Source organism: Myxococcus sp. AB036A, from assembly GCF_006547355.1.
GTDB classification, from domain to species: domain Bacteria; phylum Myxococcota; class Myxococcia; order Myxococcales; family Myxococcaceae; genus Myxococcus; species Myxococcus virescens.
The window spans coordinates 1-19,863 of the sequence record NZ_VHLC01000030.1 but is presented as its reverse complement, the minus strand read 5'-3'; the positions used below and the strand labels follow the sequence as shown (position 1 = coordinate 19,863).

General features: G+C 68.8%; 12 protein-coding genes. 4 read left to right on the top strand and 8 right to left on the bottom strand.

From position 1 onward, the window contains the following. Positions 1–44: 44 nt before the first annotated feature. From FL344_RS14785 to FL344_RS14755, 7 genes are all read right to left on the bottom strand, one after another. Positions 45–1,205: an alkaline phosphatase PhoX gene (locus FL344_RS14785; RefSeq protein ID WP_141618994.1), complete on the bottom strand. Its 1,161-nt coding sequence runs from the start codon at positions 1,203–1,205 to the stop codon at positions 45–47. A 103-nt stretch (positions 1,206–1,308) separates the two neighbouring features. Next, positions 1,309–2,157: a class I SAM-dependent methyltransferase gene (locus FL344_RS14780; protein ID WP_228565059.1), complete on the bottom strand. Its 849-nt coding sequence runs from the start codon at positions 2,155–2,157 to the stop codon at positions 1,309–1,311. Positions 2,158–2,184: 27 nt separating this feature from the next. Further along, positions 2,185–3,291, bottom strand: coding sequence for a fatty acid desaturase (locus tag FL344_RS14775; protein WP_141618992.1), 1,107 nt, complete (start codon positions 3,289–3,291; stop codon positions 2,185–2,187). 24 nt (positions 3,292–3,315) lie between these two features. Continuing rightward, positions 3,316–9,966: a type I polyketide synthase gene (locus FL344_RS14770; protein WP_141618991.1), complete on the bottom strand. Its 6,651-nt coding sequence runs from the start codon at positions 9,964–9,966 to the stop codon at positions 3,316–3,318. Positions 9,967–9,989: 23 nt separating this feature from the next. Continuing rightward, positions 9,990–11,489 carry an SDR family oxidoreductase gene (locus FL344_RS14765; protein WP_141618990.1) on the bottom strand — a complete coding sequence of 500 codons (1,500 nt, stop codon included), beginning with the start codon at positions 11,487–11,489 and terminating at the stop codon, positions 9,990–9,992. A gap of 134 nt (positions 11,490–11,623) precedes the next feature. Next, on the bottom strand, positions 11,624–12,739 hold the full coding sequence (locus FL344_RS14760; RefSeq protein ID WP_194858300.1) for a Gfo/Idh/MocA family protein: 1,116 nt from the start codon (positions 12,737–12,739) through the stop codon (positions 11,624–11,626). Between the two features lie 113 nt (positions 12,740–12,852). Next, positions 12,853–13,344: a GFA family protein gene (locus tag FL344_RS14755; protein ID WP_194863117.1), complete on the bottom strand. Its 492-nt coding sequence runs from the start codon at positions 13,342–13,344 to the stop codon at positions 12,853–12,855. 18 nt (positions 13,345–13,362) lie between these two features. Here FL344_RS14755 and FL344_RS14750 point away from each other — a divergent pair, with 18 nt between their 5' ends. Genes FL344_RS14750 through FL344_RS14740 form a run of 3 tightly spaced genes read left to right on the top strand, consistent with a single transcriptional unit; the run spans position 13,363 to position 16,366 of the window. Next, on the top strand, positions 13,363–14,028 hold the full coding sequence (locus FL344_RS14750) for a hypothetical protein (RefSeq protein ID WP_228565058.1): 666 nt from the start codon (positions 13,363–13,365) through the stop codon (positions 14,026–14,028). Further along, positions 14,025–15,326: a radical SAM protein gene (locus FL344_RS14745; RefSeq protein WP_141618988.1), complete on the top strand. Its 1,302-nt coding sequence runs from the start codon at positions 14,025–14,027 to the stop codon at positions 15,324–15,326. Before FL344_RS14750 ends, FL344_RS14745 begins: the two co-directional genes overlap by 4 nt. Next, positions 15,317–16,366, top strand: a complete 1,050-nt coding sequence (locus tag FL344_RS14740; protein ID WP_141618987.1) for an SUMF1/EgtB/PvdO family nonheme iron enzyme — start codon at positions 15,317–15,319, stop codon at positions 16,364–16,366. Before FL344_RS14745 ends, FL344_RS14740 begins: the two co-directional genes overlap by 10 nt. Before the next feature lie 22 nt (positions 16,367–16,388). Here FL344_RS14740 and FL344_RS14735 read toward each other — a convergent pair whose 3' ends face one another. Continuing rightward, positions 16,389–17,255: a 2-oxo acid dehydrogenase subunit E2 gene (locus FL344_RS14735; RefSeq protein WP_011553487.1), complete on the bottom strand. Its 867-nt coding sequence runs from the start codon at positions 17,253–17,255 to the stop codon at positions 16,389–16,391. A 234-nt stretch (positions 17,256–17,489) separates the two neighbouring features. Between FL344_RS14735 and FL344_RS14730 the strand changes: the two genes are divergently transcribed. Next, on the top strand, positions 17,490–19,703 hold the full coding sequence (locus FL344_RS14730; RefSeq protein ID WP_141618986.1) for a methyl-accepting chemotaxis protein: 2,214 nt from the start codon (positions 17,490–17,492) through the stop codon (positions 19,701–19,703). The last annotated feature ends 160 nt before the right edge of the window (positions 19,704–19,863 follow it).

The following is a 19,863-nucleotide window of genomic DNA, read 5'->3' as shown; positions in this document are numbered from 1 at the left end:
CGACCCCACGCGACGAACAGCGCCGCGCGGTGCGCATCCTGGCTTCAGCGGAACGGGCCGCGCACCTCGAAGGTGACGCCGTTGCCATCCGCCCCGCGCTGCGAGCTGAAGTACAGCCGCTGGCCATCCGGACAGAAGGCGGGGCCGGTGAGTTCGGAGCCCGCGTGCCCCACCACCTGGAGGAATGGCGCGACAGAGCGCTCAGGCCCCGGGGTGAAGAGGCACAACTGGAGGTCGTCACCATCCTCAGCCACGTAGAGGTCACCCGAGCGGGACACGGTGATGTTGTCCACGCCGCGCAGCGGTGACTCCGGGTGGAGGTCGTCGTCATAGAGGAGCTCCACCTTGCCGGTGGCCGGGGTGTGGGCCCAGACGCGATTGTCGCCCTTGGTCGTGAAGTAGATGGTGCCGCTGTCGTACCAGCAGCCCTCGCCGCCATCGAACGCGGTCGTCAGGAAACGAGCGAGCTGCAAAGACGCGGGAAGCGAGGCGGAGACCCTCACCCAACTGAAGGTGGCGGTGCCATCCAGCGCGCTGCCGTTCAGCTTCGCGGCCTCCAAGGTGCCCGAGGACAGCGAGGGCCACTGGGCGGGGGTGAAGCGGTAGAATCGCCCCGTCGGCCGATCCTCCGTCAGGTACAGGCGCATGCCCACCGGGTCCACCGCGACGGCCTCGTGGGCGAAGGTGCCCAGGGCACTGCGCCGCAGGCCCTGTGAGGGTTCCTGGGGATTGCATTCCCAGACATGGCCCCCGTCCCACTCCTCACAGGACAGCCAGGTGCCCCAGGGCGTGGGCCCACCTGCGCAGTTGAGCTGGGTGCCCTCGAGGATGCGGTAGGCGCTCGTCACGTTGCCGCCGCCATCGAAGCGAATCGATGAGGCACCTCCAATCAGCGGCAACTCACAGTTGGAGGTGTAGACCCAGCCGCCATCGTCGGTGGGGAAACACGTGCCGCCATCCGGAGCAGCGTGCCACGTGTAGCGGGTGCCGGGGACGCGCTGTCCGGTGCGAGCGACGATACGTGAGCTGAAGCCCGCCGGCAGCCTCAGCCCCTGAGCGTCCGGAGCGCCGGAGATGGCACCGTAGGGGCCAGGCCCCGGCCGGGCGGGAGCGGCATAGACGGAACGCCAGAAACCCGGCCCCAGGGCCAGGAGTCCGCTGCTCATCGCCGTGAGTCGAAGGAAGCTCCTGCGCTGCATGGGCATGTCTCCATTCGCCAGAAGGCCCAGGAGAGTGGGTTGCCCATGCCCGCGCGCCAACTCATCACGAGTCGGTCACCGTGTCGTTTGGGCGACAAGGCGCCCGGCCCTACACGCCGCGGCGTCGTGGCGTGCTCGCCGTCACCTGCCGCATGCTCCAGAGACACGTGATGTTTCCAGTTGAATCCTTCATGGGCTCCACGGCCGCGAGGAACGCGCACCGGACGTCCTCGCGTGCGTCGGGCGGGAGCTGGTCGGCGTCGTAGGTGGAGGAAAGGGAAGCCCAGACCTGCTCCGGCTGTCCGCATTCCTGGACCTCGAGGTCGAAGACCTCGACATGCTCGAAGACGAGGTCGAAGAGTGCCCTCAGCCCCTCGGTGGAGCGAAAGCGCGTGTCGCCCAGGCTCAGCAGGGGGCGAGGCTGCGCCTCGATGGCGCGTTTCATCAGGGCGCGGAACACCGCGAGCACCCCGGAAGGCACGAAGCCTCCTCCGACGACACAGGACAGCTTCCCGGCAGGCGTCAGGACGCGGCGAATCTCGGAGAGGACCTTCTCGCAGTCATCCATCAGCATGAGCGCCAGGTGGCTGAGCACGACGTCGAGGCTCGCGTCCTCGAAGGGGAGCGACTGCGCCACGCCTCGAATCAGCGTGGCGGCCCCCTTCAATCGCACCTGGGCCTGGGCGAGCTCGTCCTCGCTCATGTCCAGGCCAACGAGTCGCGGAGGCTGAGGCGCCCGCCGCGCGAGCAACTCGAGCAGGTAGCCATCGCCGCAAGCCAGGTCGAGCACGGTCCTCGGCCGCGCGTCCTGGGGGACTTCCGCCGCCAGCAACTCATAGGTGGAGGCGAATCGGCTGTCGCCCCGAATCACGGGAGTCTTCGCGAACCACCGCGCGGTCACGCCCGCGAGCCGGCGGTGGTAGTCGAGGAGGTAGGACTCGGTGTCGGAGGGAGGCATGGTGCCCCATAACATAGGCGTCGCCGTTCACCGGTTCAGGCCGTGTTCAAGGCTTGAATCACCTCCCTTGAGCTGGCTGCGCAGCGCCTCCGTCGAAATCGAAGGCGCCCCCTCCGGTGCCATGAGCGTCTGTCCGTCCTCGGCATAGAGCGCCGGGCGCCGGTACAGCATCCGAAGCGCGTGCAGGTGCGGGTACACCTGTGACGCTTCGGGGTTGAGCTCGCGCAGGTGCTTGCGAAGCAGCGGCGCGAACTTCGGGCTCATGGCCGGGAAGATGTGGTGCTCCTGGTGGTGGCTGAAGTTGTAGTGCAGCCAGTCCATCACCGGATGCGTGGCCACGCTGGCCGTGTTCACGAAGGGGTTGTCCGACTCCTCGTGCGCGGCCAGCAGCCAATGGTTGGTGGCGATGTAGATCATCAAGGTGATGTTGCCGATGAGGAGCGGAAGGATGAGCGCATAGAGCGCCCCCATGGGCCCCATCCACCAGCCCACCGCGACCCACCCCAACAGCACGAGCACCGTGAGGACGCGCTCCCGCGTTCGATGCATGTGCACATGCTTGAACTGCGGCAGCCGGCTGTGGTGCCAGAGGAAGGCCTGTCCCTGGGCGGTGAAGAAGAAGCTGAAGCTGACGAAGCTCAGCAACGAGCCCGAGCCCGGGGACATCGCGTGGAACACCTTCGCGAACCACTGGGTCCGCCACTCGCTCTGACGCGGCAGGATGTCCGGGTCCCGAACCAGGACGTTCGCCGCGCTGTGGTGTGCCTGGACGTGCCACGCCCGCCAGTTCCCGGGGGTCACCAGGAACGGGCTGAAGCCCACCCAGCCCAGGAGACTCTCGAGCGCCCTGCTGCGGAACACCGCGTGGTGCAGCGCCTCATGCGCCGCCAGCCCCACGGCCGTCACCATCTGCCCGAGCGCGAACGAGATGAGCAGGCACGCCCACCATGGCAGCCGCCCGCTTCCCGCGGCCCACATCAAGACCACCATCACCGGAACCAGCCCGAACGCGACGATGCCTCGCAGGGGCTGCGGCTGGAAGGACTCCGGCGGCATCACCCGGCGCAGCTCCGACCGCAGCCACCGGGGGTCATCGGCGGGAATGGGACCCACCTGGGGATTGGAAGAATTCATGCGTTCACCCGAAGGAAGGAGGTCTCAAGCCATGGGCCGCGCAAGGCCGCCCTCGAGCAACATCCGAAGCCGTCCCGCCTCGTCGAGCGCAGCGACGGTGCCGCACTCCAGCAGGTCGCCATCCACTCGCGGAGGAAGTGCCTTCAACGAGAGGTGAAGCGGCGCTCCACCCCGGACGTCCACCAGGCCGCGGTCGAACGTGGCCCGCTGGAACTGGATGGGCGCGAACACCGCGCTCGACTCCCCATCCACATGCATCGCGCTCAGCCGCAAAGCGGCATCCAGGACGAGCGCGGGCACGGTGCTGCCCGCCTGACGAGGCTCGGTCGGCAGCCCCAACCGCGCGAACCGGGCCGACGGCTCGATGCGAATTTCCTCCAGGCAGTCGAACATCTTCCGCAGTTCGATGGGCGCACCGGCGGCGCAGTGTGGGTCGTGGACCCGCAGGGCCTGTCCCGACGGCGCCGCCGCATCCAGCTCCGGCGTGCCTCGCGGCGGCTCCGCCGTCAGCGTGAACCGAGCCTCCGCATAGACGAGGTCCTTCTCCAGCACGACACCCGACGCATGGACGATGTCCCCCATCAGCCGGACCCGCACGCCATGACGTCCGGGCTCATCGATGAGGGGCGTGCATTCGGCGCGCAGGTGCTGGCGGCCTCCCTGCTTGACGCGGATGAAGCGTGAGAACCGGACGTCCTCGATGGTGACGGTGCGCAGCTCCGGCCGCCCGTTGCCCACCGCGGCTTGCAGCATCAGGTCCAACGCCCAGGCCCCCGGCAACGTGGGCGTGCCGCGCACGAGGTGGTCCTCCAGGCACGGCACACTCGCCGCATCCACGACCAGCTCGCGCTGCACGGGCCCCGCCGACAGAGAACGCACCTCCTCCGCGGGCAAGACCTCCAGTGCGTAGTAGGAACGCTCGCTCTCCGTGAGCTGGACGTTGATGGCCTGTCGCGGACGCCCATCCACGAGTTGCAGGAAGAGCGCTTCGCCTTCCTCCGCTCGGATTCCTCGCAGATGCCGGCTGGCACCGAGCACGCGGTACTCCGAGCCCCGTGTCATGCCGATTCCGTCCCAGGCCAACCAGCCCACGCTGCACCAGCGGACCTCCTGGCTCGCGTCGCTGACCCAGGCGCAGAGCCGGTCCAGCGCCTCGTTCGCCGCGCCGTAATCCGCCTGCCCGTCATTCCCGATGTAGCTGAACGCGGAGGTAAGGACGTGGAACGCCACCGGCCGAGCGAGCCGGCTCGCGCAGGCTTCCCGCAGGTTCCTGAGCCCCAGCAGCTTGGTGCCCAGGTTCGTCCGCAACTCCCCGAGCTGCCTGCGATTCAGCTTCTTGGACGTCTGCGTGCCCGCCCCATGCACCACCAGGTCCAGTCGCCCATGCGAGTCGACGATTTCCTGGACCACGCGGTCCACGTCCGCCGCTCGCGTGACGTCCGCGGCCCGGTAGAGGACCTCGCCCGGGAGCCGGCCCAGGCCCTCCAGCGTGGCCTTCAGCTCGCGAGCGGCCAGGAAGCGCTCGAAGCGCTTGCGCAGCTCTGGCATGCGCACGCCCCGATTGCTGGCCAGCTCCGAGGCGTAGAACTCCCGCTCCATCGCCGGCAGGTCTTCCTCACGGGCCTGGAGTACGCGCAGGGGGGCCTCATCCGGATCGCTCCGCCCTACGAGGACCACCTTGCATCCAAACCGCTTGAGCAGGGCTCCCGCGAGGACTGCCGTGACGCCCCGTCCCCCGCCAGTGAGCAGAATCACCGAGCGAGAATCGAGCGTCGCCGCCGGGTCCGCCGTGACGTCCGTCACCCGCAACACGCGGACACAGCGCACCGGACCTTCGAAGCAAACCTCGATGGAGTGATTCCCCTCCACCTCCGAGCCCAGCTCAGCCTCGGCCAGCTCGAGCGCCTCCTGGATCGGCATGGCCGTGGTGGAGACGGCACGAACGTTCCGGGCAGGCACTTCCCGCCCGATGGACTTGAGCATCCCTGCGAACAGTCCCGACATGGGATGCAGGCACCGCCGTGGGCCCACAGCGCCAATGCACAGACTCACCAGCGCCACTTCGCCACGAGACAGGCGCTCATAGGCGCGACGGGCGGCCAGGAAGAGCAACTCCAGGGCCCCGTGCTTCATGGCCGTGTCCGCGACCACCACGGCCTCGAGCGCCCCTGCCTCGATGCGGCTGACCGCGAGGATGACCTCGGGCTCGAAGCCAAGGGCGGCCAGCCCGGCCTCCGCGGAGGTGTCGGTCGTGAGGTCGATGAACCGGAGGCGTCCCGAATCCGAACCTGTTCCCGGGCAGAGAATCAGGTGCTCCGAGCCGCACAGCGCCTCCGCCCGTGCTGCGAGCTCACGCGCGAGCGCCACGTCCTCCGCGATGAACAGCACCCGACGGCCTCTGAGATACGACGGCCGTGTCTTCCGGGCCGGCCGCTCCACCAGCACGGGCGACAGGTACTGAATGGGCGCGGCGTGGTCGAAGCCTCCCGCTGCGGCTTGCAACTCGGCTCCCGATACACCGGCGACGGGTGACGACACGGATTCAACAGGACGGGAAGGAGCAAGCCGCACGCCCTCTGACGGTCGGGACGGCAGTTCGCTCCGGCCGTCCGTCACGGCATCAGGATGCGTCCGAAGAGGTGACGTGGAGGCGTCAATCCGCCTTCCCTGCTCCGCTGCCCGAGACGACACGCCAAGCTGGCCCTCCGTTGCGGCATGGGCATGGGCTCGCGACGACGACTGCAGTGCTTCCACGGGCAGCACATCCGCCATCGGCTTGAGCCGTACTTCGAGCCGGACACCTGTCGCGGCATCGGGGTGGAACCGCAACGTGCCAGCACGACCATCCGCCGCCGCGTGTACGGCGCGCAGCAACGCCAGGCTCTCCGCCGCCGAGTGCGGTGGCAGGTCGACACCCGCACCTGTCCCCTTCGTGCCACGGGTGGAAAGCTGAAGGTGGCACATGGGCTTCAAGCCGAGCCTTCGGGCCTTCTCCGCCGTCGTCACCGCGAAGAGCGCCGCGCCTTCCTCGGGCTGCTGCGCCCCTCTGACTTCACCCGGCCTGCCAATGTGCGTACTGCCCACGAGGACCAGCTCGAAGCCGCTCTCCAGCAGCCCCCGCGCAGCCTGGAGCGCCGCTGAGGACGACGCAGCCCCCGCATCCACCACGAAATTGGGCCCCTTGACGTCGAGCGCCCCAGCGACACGGCCGGGCGTGACGTTCGGCATCATCCCCTGGAGCGTGTACGGCCCCGAGGGACGGAGGCTCTCCATCACCGCCGAGTGAAGACGCTCCGCCATGGGCAGCACCGCGGCGGATGCTGGCTCGCGACGAGCCTTCTCACTCAAGCGCCGTTTCAGCGTGAAAGCCAGGACACGCTGGACCGCCTCGACACCACGGCGCGTCTTGCCCTCGAGCCCCAGCACGATGGCCGTCCCTGAACGAAGCGCGTCGAACGCCCCCAGCTTCTGGGCGAGCGCACTCCCGACCACGAGCCCGAGGTGCTGCGTCGCATCCATGTCCTCGGAGATGTCGGGCAGCAGGCGCACCGTGGGCGGCAGGCGCAGTGCCTTCAGATCGAAGCGCGCGCCTACCTCGACAGGGACACCCGCTTCGGGCCGCCCGCGTCCATCCGGGAACAAGCCCTCCGTGGCCACGACCACGAGTTCGGCCTCCGATGAGATGCCCTCGCGGGACCTCGGCGCTGGCGAAGGCCCCCGGTACTCCTCCAGCACCAGGTGGGCGTTGGTTCCGCCAAAGCCAAAGCCATTGGTGGCGGCACGACGAGGCAATTCGCCATTCTCCGGCCAAGGCTGCTCGCGCGTGTTCACTTCGAAGCCGGGCCCCATGGCGCGCAGCGCGGCACCGGGCGCATCGAAGTTGGACTGCACCGGGAAGGTCCGGTGCTCCATCGCCTTGCACAGCTTGATGACCGAAGCAGCCCCCGCGGCCCAGCCAACGTGGCCAATCAGTGCCTTGACGCTGGCGAGCTGAACGCCACTGCGCTTGCCACCAAAGACGCGGGCAATCGACCTGAGCTCGGTGGCGTCCCCCGCGGGAGTCGCCGTTCCGTGCGCCTCGATGTACTGCACGCTCGCCGGGTCAACCTGGGCCCCCGAGTAGCACGCCTCCATCGCCGCCACCTGCCCCTCCGACCGGGGCACGTTCGCCGAGCTGCTCCGTCCATCACTGGAGAGCCCCGCGCCTCGAATGACGGCATGGACCCAGTGCCCCGCCGCGACGGCGTCCTTCAGGCGCATCAGCCCAACGACGCCCGCGCCTTCACCGAAGATGACGCCGTCCGCGCGCACGTCAAAGGGCCGGCTCCCCGTGGCGGACAGTCCGTTGAACTGTGAGAACAGACAGCTGTTGCCAGGCCCCGGCGAGAACACGCCGCCAGCAAGAATCAGGTCCGAGTCCCCTCGCTCCAGCGCCTTCATGCCCAGCGCCATGGCATAGAGCGACGACGCACAAGCAGCGTCGAGCAGCGTGGTGGCGACACCCTGCCCCACCACGTCCGTCACCACGGCCTGCAGGGTGGGATGCGGCGCCAGGTCACGGGAGATGGCCTCAACCCCAAGTGCCTCACGCGCCGCGCACGCCAGCGCCGCGATGTCATGAACCCGCTCCCCCCGCGCACTCAGCAGCGCCTCTCCAGCCTCCACGCTCAGCGCGGCGTCGTACTCGGCCGACCCTTCCGCCGTCGAACCGAGCAGGCACTGGATGCGCCCCGGCGACTTCGATGCCATCGGCTTCAGTCCCTGCATGGCCTGCGAGAGAGCGATGGCCAGCAGCTTCTGCTCGCGGACGTACTGCTGGAAACGCGTCGGGTCGAAGCCCGGCGGCGGAACCAGGTCCTCATCCCGCACATACCCCGTGAGCAGGGTGTACGTCCGGTCTGGAGTTCCAGCAGGGCCCGCGAAGTCCGTCACCAACTCGGGCTGCAACAGTCCCTGGTCGACGATGCCGCTGATGCCCTTCCGGATGTTCTGCCAGTACGTTTCCGGGTCCTTCGCGCCCCCCGGAAGGATGCAGCCCAGCGACACCACGGCAATGCCGCTCTCGTCGCCCTCGGCGGCATCCACGGACTTCGGCTCGATGCCAGCCGACGGGGCAGACCGCTCCGCCGGAAGCAGCTTGCTGATGACGCTCACCTCGGCGGCCGTCTTCTCCGGGATGATTTTCTGGACGATTCGCGCCAGGACGCCCGTGGTTCCGCAGTCGACGAAGCGCGCGCATCCCGCGCGGGAGAGCGTCTCCACCGTCCCCAGGAAGTCGAACGAGCGCACCAGGTGCGATGCGAGCGCATCCGCCAGTTCTGGCCGCCCGCCCACATAAGCGCGCCGTTCAATGGGCGAATAGACACGGCCCCGCGGCGCCTGCATGGGGACACGGCCCAGCATCTCGCGGAAGGCCTTCGCGGCCGGGGCCATGTCCGGATGGTGGAAGGGGTACCGGCTCGAAACGAAGGTGAATCCCTGCCCCCGGCCTTCCAGCAGCGCGCGGAGCCGCGCGAGCTGACCGCGCGCCCCCGCCACCACCGTCTGCCGCGCGTGGTTGCGTCCCGCGATGTGCAATCCCGAAGCGCCGCACTCCGCGATGGCGCGAACGGCCTCGGACTCCCCGAGCGCCACCGCCGCCAGCGTTCCGAAGTCGTCGGGAAGGACCTGAAGCGCTCGGATGCGGTGGCAGACGACCTGCGCGCCAGCGCGCAAGTCGAGCGCACCCGCCGCCGTCATCGCGGCAATCTCCCCGAAGCTGTGCCCCACGAACACGTCCGGGCTCGCTCCCTGGCGCTGCATCCACCGGGCGCCCAGGACTCCGGACAGATAGATGCCCAGTTGGTCGAGCTGAGGCACCTCTTCCAGCGCACGCTGGACGTCCGAGACATCACGCGCGGCGAGCAACGGCTCCGCCTCCACTCCGGCCGCACGACATGCGGCGGCGACCCCCTGAAGCTCGTCTCCGAGGTCAGGGTCGAGCGCCTTCAATTGGAGATAGAGCCCTGGCTCAAACGAGCCCTGCCCGGCGAACAGAAATGCCGTCGCCCCCGGCGGCAGCACCAGCGCGTCGGGACTCTTGGCAGCACTCGCCGCGGGCGCCCCCTCCAACGAAACGACGCGGGACGTCCCCAGTGACGCCGGGTCCGCGAGCAGCGACCTCGCCAGCGCCCGGATGGACTCTGGAAACACCTCCTTGAGTGCGGAGCCTCCCTGCAGGACACAGTCCCGGAAGCTCCGTGCCCCGGCGTGCTCGAAGATGCCGGACAACGAATCGAAGCACCGCAGGAACGACTCGGGAAACGAACACAGGGCGCCCGACGTCCGGTCCGCACAGAGAACCGTCTGGAAGCCGCACGCCACTGGCGTCCCATCGCTCTTGAAGGTCCGGAAGCAGAAGCGGATGGAGACCGCGCCCCGCTCCTCCAGTGTCGTCAGCACCACCAACCGGTCTCCCAGGTTGGCCGGTGCCAGGTTGCGCGAGTAGCCCTCGTAGGTGAGCAGCAGCACCTGGTCGAAGTCGCGCCGGAACTCCGGCACGTCGAACACGTCCGGGCTGAAGAGCAGGTGCTCCCGCCCAGCACACTGGAACTTGAAGTTCGTGAGGAAGTGATGGCTCCCGTAGGCCATCGTGTCATCGAAATGAATGTCGTACGGGACCGCGAAGTAACCCATGGCGATTGGCTCCGGTACGAGGTTCAGGAATCGAGCGCGAGAAGCGCTCGCACGTCGTGCTCACTGCGGTGAGACCCGCGCGGCGCTTCGGGACGCCGTGCCTCCGACGCGACCGGCAGCAGGCCGTCCACCGTGCCGGAGAGCCCCGCATCCACCACCCAGATGGCGCCGTTCACCCGGCGCGTCTTGGGCCCCAGGAGGAGCTCGGTGACGTCGGCGACATCCTCGGCGGTGCAGATCTCCCCGCCCGGCGTCGCCGACTCCCAGCGCGCGACCCGGCTCTCGGCGTCGGGGAACATGCGCAGCAGCTCGCCATGTACCGGTCCCGCGGACACGCAGTTGGTCCGGATGCCATCCGGTGCCAGCTCCGCGGCCAGGTAGCGTGTCAACGACTCCACCCCGGCCTTCACCACGCCCTGGCAGCCCAGGTCGTGCATGTACCGCTGGGACATGGAGGTGGACATCGTCACGATGCTGCCGCCGCCACGCCGGGCCATCAGGGGCCGCGCGCGCATGGCGCACTCATAGGTCCCCGTGATGCAGGTGCGGAACGCCTTGTCCCAGTCGCGCGGAGTAATCCGGTCGAACGGTCCGATGAGGCCGTTGGACGCGTTGCACACCAGGAAGTCCAACCCACCGAACTGCGCCTCGATGCTGGCGAACATCCGGTCCAGGTGCTCTTCCTGCGCGACCGAGCCCCAGGCGTGGAACGCCTTTCCTCCTGCGTCAACAATCTCCTGAACCGTCCGCTCTCCTTCGTCACGGGAGTGGAACGAGTTCACCACCACCGTCGCCCCCGAGCTGGCCAGGCGAGCCGCGATGACCTTGCCAATCCCCTTCCCAGAGCCCGTAACGAACGCGACCTTCCCCGCGAAGGGCAGCACGGCTGGCGACGGACGCGGCGCTCGGTCCTCGCGCACGGGCGCCGCGACCGTCAGCCGAGCGCGCGCCATCTCACAGATAGAGGAAATCGTCCGCAGCCGCTGCGAAGGCTGCGGAGCATCGGTCAGGCCCAGCTCCTTGATGAGCACGGCCATCACCTCGGCCTGCTTGACCGAGTCGATGCCCAGCTCGTCCTCCAGGTCCGCCTCCGGCGTCAAGAGCTCTTCCGGATAGCGCGTCACCCGAGCGAAGACGGCACGGACCCGCTCCTCCAGGTCCTCCACCGGAGAGCCCGCTGACGCCACCGGGGGCATGGGAGCCGCGACAGGCGCCGGTGGAGGCGTCGCGACTGCGGCGGGCTGCGTGTCCGCGAGCAGCCGCGCCACCACGTCCGCCATCGCACTCAATGTACGCGCCTGAGCGCCCCGTGGCAGTCGCTCGGACGGAATGTTGAACTCGCGCCCGACCACGGCCGCGATCTCCGCCAGCTTGACGGAGTCAATGCCGAGTTCGTCTTCGAGCTGCGCGTCCGCCGTCAGGATGTCCACGGGGTACCGCGTGACGTCGGCGGCACAACGGCGAATCCGCTGGAGAACGTGCTCGACCGCGTAGGTGCCCTGATGAGATGCGTGTGTTGTCATTGCCGACCTCTGGTTTCCCGGTTCGCGGCAATGAATGCATCAAGGGTCTGACACGACTTGCGGAGGCGGATGTCGCCACACATTCAGCGCACGAAGAAGCGCGCATGCGGGAAATATTTCCAGTGGACGCAAGTTCATCCTTGCGCTGGCGCGGGCGCGTTCACCGGCGCTGGCGGCCTGGCCGCGGGGCGGACGATGAGCTGGTCCAAGGACGGCCGCCGCTTCATCGGGAATGCTTCCAGCTTCACCGGGCGCCCCGTCCTCGCGGACTCCTGCATCGCGGTGATGACGCGCACGTCCGCGAGCCCCTCCCGGCCGGACGGCCCGGGCTCCTGGTCCTCCAGCACGCACTTCGAGAAGTAGAGCAACTCCGGCGCGAACTGGTCGTGCGTCGCGAAGACGCGCTCCTCCGTCTTGCCCTCCAGCGTGAGTACATGCTTGCGCTCCTTCTCGTAGCCGAACGCGGACTCGACGAGGAGATCGCCCTTCTCCCCCACCACCCGGTAGCTGGAGACCGCCGACGCGGCGTGGCTGATGCCGAACTGCGCGATGCGCCCGTTCGAGAAGCGCATCAACGCGAAGGCCGTGGCATCCACGCCCTTGAAGCGAGGGTCCTGCTCCTCGTTGGTGTAGCAGAACACCTCGGTGGGCTCGTCACGGAAGAGGTAGCGCGCGGCGTTGATGGGGTACGGCCCTTCGTCGAGCAGCGCGCCTCCGCCCACGTCCACGCGCGTCCGGATGTCCCCGGTCCGCACCTGCTGTGTCAGCAGCGCCGACATCATCAGCGGTTCACCCAGGCGCCCCGAGCGCAGCAGGTCGATGGCCCGCAGGTTCGCCTCCTCGAAGTGGAGCCGGTAGGCGATCATCAGCTTGACGTGATTCTCGTCCGTGACGCGAATCATCGCCTCACAGTCCTCCACCGAGGTCGCCATGGGCTTCTCGCAGAGGACGTGCACACCCGCGCGAGCGGCCCGCTCGGTGAAGGCGCGATGCTGGGTGTTGGGCAACGCGATGTACACCGCGTCCACGTCCGCGTCGCGCAGCACCTGTTCAAGGTCGTCGTAGCTCGCGGTGTGGCGCACGCCGTACATCTTCCCCAGCACGTCGCGCTTCTCCGCGTCGGAGGAAATGAGCGCCACCAACTCCGAGTTCTCACGGGCGTGCTGGAAGGCCGGAAGTACAGCCACCTGCGCGATATTCCCCGCGCCCACCACCGCATACCGGATTCGCCGCGAGCTGCCCTGTGCCATCGATTGCCTCCGCGTATGAGTGACACGCTGGGCCCCCGAGGCACCCGCCACAACCCACGCTCCGGGCAACGTCGTGCCGCCCGTCCGGGCAGCAGGCGGCCCCCCGAGCCGCTTCAGTCCACTTCCGCGTCGTGGCGCTGATGCCACTCCGCGATGGACTCCTTCGGGTAGCGCTGGAACTTCTTGTCCTTCTTGCCCGCATGGACGGGCACCCAGTCCGGCTTGAACTCGAGCATGATGTGGACCAACTCGGGCGCCTCGGGAAGCGGCGTGTCGATGGCCGACGCGAACGGATGGATGAGCTCCGGCCACGTCGGGTCATACAGCCACAGCGCGGAGCCGCAGCGGCCACAGAAGTGGCGCTGCCCCTTGCTCTGGTGCGCCTTCGCGTCCTCCGGATTCTGGATGCGCGCCCGGTACACCTTGACGTGCTGCTGGCCGCGCACCTTGAGCGAGCGCGCGTCCCCCGACAGGTTGATGGCGAAGCCTCCGCCCCCTTGTGTCTTGCGGCACACGGAGCAGTAGCACCGCATGAAGGGAGACGGGTGGTGCGTCTCCACGCGGAACCGCACGCCGCGACAGTGGCAGGAGCCTTCGAGCTTCATCACGGGTCCTTGGAGAGAATGAGCACGCGCTACAGTCCCAAGTTATTCAGCGCGCCGCTGGCCGGCACGCGGTACAACGCCGGCATGTCGGACTCGGACGACTTCCGTCTCAATGCGTTGGCGCGCTACCGCAAGAGGTCGAGCCAGCTCGCGCTGGAGGTCCACAGCCATTGCGAGGTGCCCGCGGGCTGTGGCGGTGTGGTGCTTCGCTGGCGAAGGCCCGGTGCGGCCATCGGTCTGTCGCTGTTCTCCTACCTGAATGGCGTCCCGGACGGCGGCCTGTTCCTCGATGGGAATCCCCTCGTGGAGCAACGGGTGCTCGTCACCCCGGGTGCGCACGTCCTGTCATTTGACGTGAACCGTCCCGGAGACAAGGGCTTCGTCCTGATGCAGGCCCGGCTGGATCCGGAGATCGCCAGCGCGGTCCACCCGAAACTGGCATCCGCTCCGGATGGCCGATGGAAGGCCATGACATGGCCACCTCCCGAAGGCTGGCGCCTCCCGGACTTCGCTGACGCGGGCTTCGCGCCGTTGGTGCAACGGCCCGTTCCCGAACCGGAGACGAACGAGCGCTGGCGGTGGCAGATGCTCAAGGACGACGCCACGGGCCTGGGCCTGGCCTCGAGCGCCACGAAGGCCTGGGTGCGGTGGTCCTTCCACGTGGACGACGAGGGCTTCAAATGAGCCGCCCTTCCCTGGTGCTCATCCCGCAGCACTTCGGCGCCCTCCTCTTCGACCGGCGCTCCTCTCGCTACATGCCGTTCGACGCCCCCGCTGCGGCCGTGCTCACCCGGCTCACCGAGCACACCGCGGACGACGTCATCGGTGATGCGGAGGCTGGCGACCGGGACGCCGTCATCGGGCTCATCCAGCACCTGTCGACGAAGGGCTACCTCCGGATGGATGGCCGGCTCGCGGCGGCCCGCATCGACCGGGCGCCCCCACCCGACCACCTGCTGGGCCCGCTCGCCGTCCATCTGGAGGTCATTGGCGCGTGCAACCTCACGTGCACGCACTGCTTCGCGGGGGAGCTGCCGCGCAATCAGTCCCCGCTCTCCGTGAAGGAGATGGACGCGCTCTTCGCGCAGCTCGCCGGATTGGGCAGCTTCCGGCTGGGACTCACCGGCGGTGAGCCGCTGATGCGCAAGGACCTGCTGGACATCCTCGACGCGGCGACGGGCCACGGCCTCCATCCCTGCATCACCACCAACGCGTTGCTCATCGACGAACGGTGGGCGCGTGAGCTCGGCAAGCGCGAGCTGGTGTGGCTGAACGTGTCGCTGGAAGGCGCCCAGGCGGGGACGAACGATGCCGTGCGGGGCGCTGGCGTCTTCGACCGGGTGATGGAGAAGCTCGCGCTGCTCGGCCAGCATGCGCGCTTCACCCTCGCCTTCACGCTGACGCGCAACAACGTGGCGGAAGTCGAGGCCTGCGTCGAACTGGCCCGGCGGGTGGGCGCGCATACCGCCGTCTTCCGCCCGCTGTACCCCGTCGGCACCGCCACCCGGCACCCAGAGCTGATGCCCACGTTCGACGGCTACGTGGACGCACTCGCGCGGCTGGAGCGCGTCGAAGCCGACTCGGACCTCTTCGCGTTGGACCCCTTCAGTCCTTCGGCGCGCGAGGAGCTGCGCGGCGTCGTGACGGAGGGCCCGGGCTGCGGGGCCGCGAACACGGTGGCCTCCGTCTCCGTCCAGGGCAACGTGAATCCGTGCAGCTTCCTGGGCCGGGCCTTCGAGTCCGGCAACATCCGAACGCGCCCCTTCGAGGACATCTGGCGTGACGGGCAGGCCTTCCAGCGCCTCCGGGCGAAGCAGGCGGGAGACCGCTTCACCGGGGGCTGCCGCGCGCGTGCGCAGTTCTACAATGGCTCCGCGTTCGCGGAGGACCCCTGGCAGGCCCAGTCCCTGGGCGCCGCCACGGAGTCACATCCACTGCCCGTGCTCGGCGCGGAGCGGGGCCAGGGGGGCGCATGTCGGTAATCCAAGCCGCGCTGGGGAAAGCCCGGGTCCAGCATGCCAGTGGAGACCTGGAAGGCGCCGCCGCGACGCTGGACGCGGTGGCCTGGCAGGCACGCGAGGACGTCCTGCCGCTGCTCCAGGACGTGCTGGAGCAGCTCACCGTCATCGAGAACGGCTTCGTGTTCCGCTATGTCCCCGCGGGCACGTTCATCATGGGCAGCGACGACGGCGAACCCGACGAGCGCCCCGCCCACGCGGTGACGTTGTCCGCGTTCTGGATGAGCGACACACCGCTGTCCTGGAGCGCCTTCGCTCGCCTCCTGGACTGGCCCGAACCGCCCGAGTTCCCCACGAACGAACAACTCGACGGATTCCCCGACAGCTTCGCGTACTTCAACGACTCGAAGATTCGTCTGCAGTACTGCGAGAACGACACCCTGCAGGCCAGTGACTGGCACGCCCACGCCATCCACACGCGATGGGAAACCGGCGACGGCGTCATCAAGACCTCACAGGAATTGTTCGGCACGCCAGCGCGCGCGGGCGAGGGCCCGCTGCGCTATGACCGCAAGCCCATGGTCGCGGTCGCCCCTTCGCTCGCGGAACAGTTCGCGCGGCGCTTGAGCACGCCTTCCGTCACCTATCGCCTGCCCACCGAAGCCGAATGGGAGCGCGCGGCGCGGGGCTGCTTCCGTGGCGCGGCGTATCCATGGGGGAACGAACCTCCAGACGCGAGCCGCGCGGACTTCGATCGCTTCAATGACTTCTCGCTCCGCCCCATGCGCGCCTTCCCGCCCAACGACTACGGCCTCTTCGGCATGGCGGGCGGCGTGAGCCAGTGGTGCCAGGACCACTACGACGCCGAGTACTACCGGCGCTCGCCAAAGACGTCCCCCGTCTGCGTGCTGGGCGAGGACATCCCCGAGCGCATCCACGTCCTGCGCGGCGGCTCGTGGGCGGACTGCGCGGACGCGCTGCGGGTCAGCTTCCGCTCCGCGAGCGACACCGGGGCGGCGCCCAACATCGGCTTCCGCCTGGTCCGGGTTCCCTCGCGGAGGTGAGGCCAGCGGCTTGTGAGCCGCCCTACCCCACGGCGGCGACCGGAGCCGCGTCGGCGGTCTCCGGGAGCGCGTCGAAGCTCTCGAACGGGTTCTCCAGCATCTCCCGGAGCGTGTTGGCGAGCACGCCCGCGTGGAACCCGTCGATGAAGCGGTGGTCGAACGTCGCGTTGATGTTCATCACCTTGCCCGGCACCACCTTGCCGTCCTCCACCACGGGCACCTCCTTCACCGCGCCGGGCGCGACGAAGATGGGCACGCGCGTGTACGGCGCCAGCGGAACGTAGGCCGTGTCCAGCCCCAGCGAGCCCACGTTGGTGATGATGGCGGACCCGAAGGCGTCCTTCGGCATGCCGAACCGGCTCATGTCCAGGTTCAGCGTGTACATGAAGAAGGACAGCAGCCACGTGAAGGTGTTGAGGAACAGGTAGGGAATCTTCTGGATGGTGCCCTTGCCCTTCTCCAGGGCCACGTCCCGACGCTCGCGGACGCGGCGCACCGCCTCCTCCAGGTCGTTGGCGATCTCCTTCAGGTTCTTCTTGTCCGCGTCCTCGATGCGGGCCGACGTGAGGTCCACCTTGCCGCCGTCCGTCTGGACGACGAGCGTGGACAGCGTCACGCGCTGGCGCAGGTAGATGCGGTTGAAGCGGAGGATGGCGTTCGCGTCCGGGCAGCGGCGCAGCGCCTCGCCCATGGCCTTGGCCACCAGGTGCGTCACCGTGAGCCGCACGCCCGTGCGCTGACGGAAGGCCTCGATGTAGGCCATCGCCTTGTCCATGCGGACGGTCAGCGTTCCGTAGACGGTGGGGTCGTACGCCGTCTTCCAACTTCCAATCGCAAGCTTGCGAAAGCTCGACAGGTCCCGCTTGGGGATCAACTCCAGATGCGCCATGGCCCCAGTGTCGCCGCTTGGCCCACCCCATGGGAAGGGAGGGGCCCCCGGCTGATGCCCACGCCCGCCTCGGACTCAACATGACGCACCGGGTCGCCGTTCAAACCCGATCGGAACAGGGTCCGCACGCGGAGGATCATCCGGCTTTCCAGGAACAACCTTGCCGGTGGGCCGCCTCCCCCACGGGCTGCCGGAGCGAGGAATTCACCGGAAGTATAAAATTCGCGGCATTCATTGCCTGCCACGCTCTCTGTGGACCTCAATTCCAAGCAACGCCAATCGATTCTCGGGAGAGGTCGGGAAGACCCATTTACATTCGGTGCCCGGGCGGAAGACCATACGCACTCCATGGCTGGCTTCCGCTTTTGTTCCGCCCTCTTGCTGATGTTTGCCCTCACGTCCTCGGCCCACGCGGCCGAGGCGGGACCTCCTGTCAACGTGCTCGACGGGTGGCGCTTCCGATGGGGCGACTCCCCCGTGGGCTCGGATGGCACGCCCCTGTGGGCGAAGGAAACGGGGGATTCGAAGGAGTGGCGGACCACGCCCGCGCTCACGGCGCCAGAGGGTCGCGGCGACCACAAGTTCATGTGGCTCAGCATCCCCATCCCCGACGGCGGCTGGACGGACCCCGCGCTGTACCTGGGCGAAATCACCCACGCGCTCGAGGTGTACGCGGACGGCCAGCGCATCTACACGAGCGGCAAGATCCGGCCGGACAGCTACGAGGTTGGCGAGAACCTGTCCTGGCACATCGTGCCCCTGCCGCGCGACGCGCAGGGCAAGCGCGTGCTGCTGCGCATCCAGTCCAGCAATCCCAACATCGGCGTGGCCCAGGCCGCGCAGGTGGGCTCGAAGTATGACCTGCTGGTCTACGTGACGCGCCAGGGCCAGGCGCCCTTCGTCATCTGCTGCCTGCTACTGGCGGTGGCGCTCGGCGCGGGTGGCGCCTTCGCGCTCCACTGGCGGCGCCGGATGCTGGCGGGTCTGGCGGTCTCCGCGGCCAGCGGCGGCCTGATCCTCCTGGGCCTGAGCGGCATGCCCACGGCGCTGTGGGGCTCGTCCGCTGCCGCCACGCTGGGCACCACGGTGGGCATCTTCCTGCTCGTCGCCGGTCTGATGGAGTTCGTCTCGGACGCGCTGCTCGACAACCGGCGCGGCTGGTTCCAGAAGGCGGCCATGGTGTTCTCGCCCGTGGCGGGCGTGTGCGCCCTGGCGACGCTCCTGGACCTGGGCATCGGGCAGCGCATCCTCGTGCCCTTCCTCCCCATGGCGATGGTGGTGCTGCTGGTGGTGCTCTCGGTGGCCATCACCCAGGCGTGGTTGGGCAACCCGGACGCGCGCCTCTTCGTCGGTGGCTTCGCGGGGCTCGTCCTCTCCATCGTCCTCACCATCCTCCCCGTCATCGGCCTGGTGGGCTGGTCGCTGGGCAACGTCACGCACTGGGGCTACGTCGCGTTGACGCTGTCGCTGCTGGGCATCGTCACCCGCCGCTCCATCATGGTGGTGCGCACGCTCGAAGCGCACACCCACCAGTTGGAGGCGCGCGCGCAGGAAGTGCGCAACCTGGCCGAGCGCATGGGCAACGGCGCCGGCGAGCTCGCCACGGTGGTGCAGCAGCTCCGCTCGTCCAGCGACGAGCAGACCGAGGGCGTCAGCCGTCAGGCCGTGGCGCTCCAGGAGGCGGAGCAGACGGTGAAGGAGATCCGCCGCAGCTCGCAGATGACGGCGGAGAAGGCCAGCGCGCTCGCGGCTTCCGCGGAGAGCGCCGAACAGGTGGGCCGCGAGGGAACGGCCGCATTGGAGCGCACGCTGTCGGACCTGGCGGCCATCCGCACCGAGGTCTCCGACATGGCCCGGCGCATCTTCGCGCTCGACGAGCGCACCCGCGAGGTCTCCGGCATCGTGGACTCCGTGAAGGACCTGGCGGACCAGTCCAACATGCTGGCCATCAACGCCGCCATCGAGGCGGCGCGCAGTGGTGAGAGCGGCCGTGGCTTCGGCGTGGTGGCCCGGGAGATGCGCGGCCTGGCGGACCAGTCCATCCAGGCCACGCACCGCATCCGCGAGGTGCTCGACGGCGTCAGCAACAGCATGCGTGAGGCGGCCCGCTCCAGTGAGAAGGGCGACGAGCGCGTGCGGCTGAGCCTCGACGCCGTGCGGACCTCCAGCGCGCAGTTCCAGCAGCTGGCCGACATCATCGGCGACACCAGCTCCAGCGTGCGGCAGATCACCGCCGCAGTCAGCGCGCAGGATGCGGGCACCCACCAGATGGCCCAGGCCATCCAGGAGCTTTCCGGGCAGATGCAGCGCACGCTGAAGACGGTGCAGGAGACGCAGGAAGCCACCCGCTCCGTGCAGTCGCTCGCGGAGAGCATGTCCGGCATGGCCAGCCAGACGCTCAAGGCGGAAGGCCTGTCCGTGCCCGCGGCGCAGGCGCAGGCGCGCTGATTCCGCGGCCTCCACCTCCGAGCCCGGCGGCCCTCACGGCCACGGCTCGGAGGCTCCAGCGGGCGCTGGAAGCTCAGCCCAGCGCCTCCTCCAGGAAGGGCGCGGTCTGGCTGAAGGGCAGGCCCACCACCTCCTCCGGTGGGCCCGCCACCACCACCCG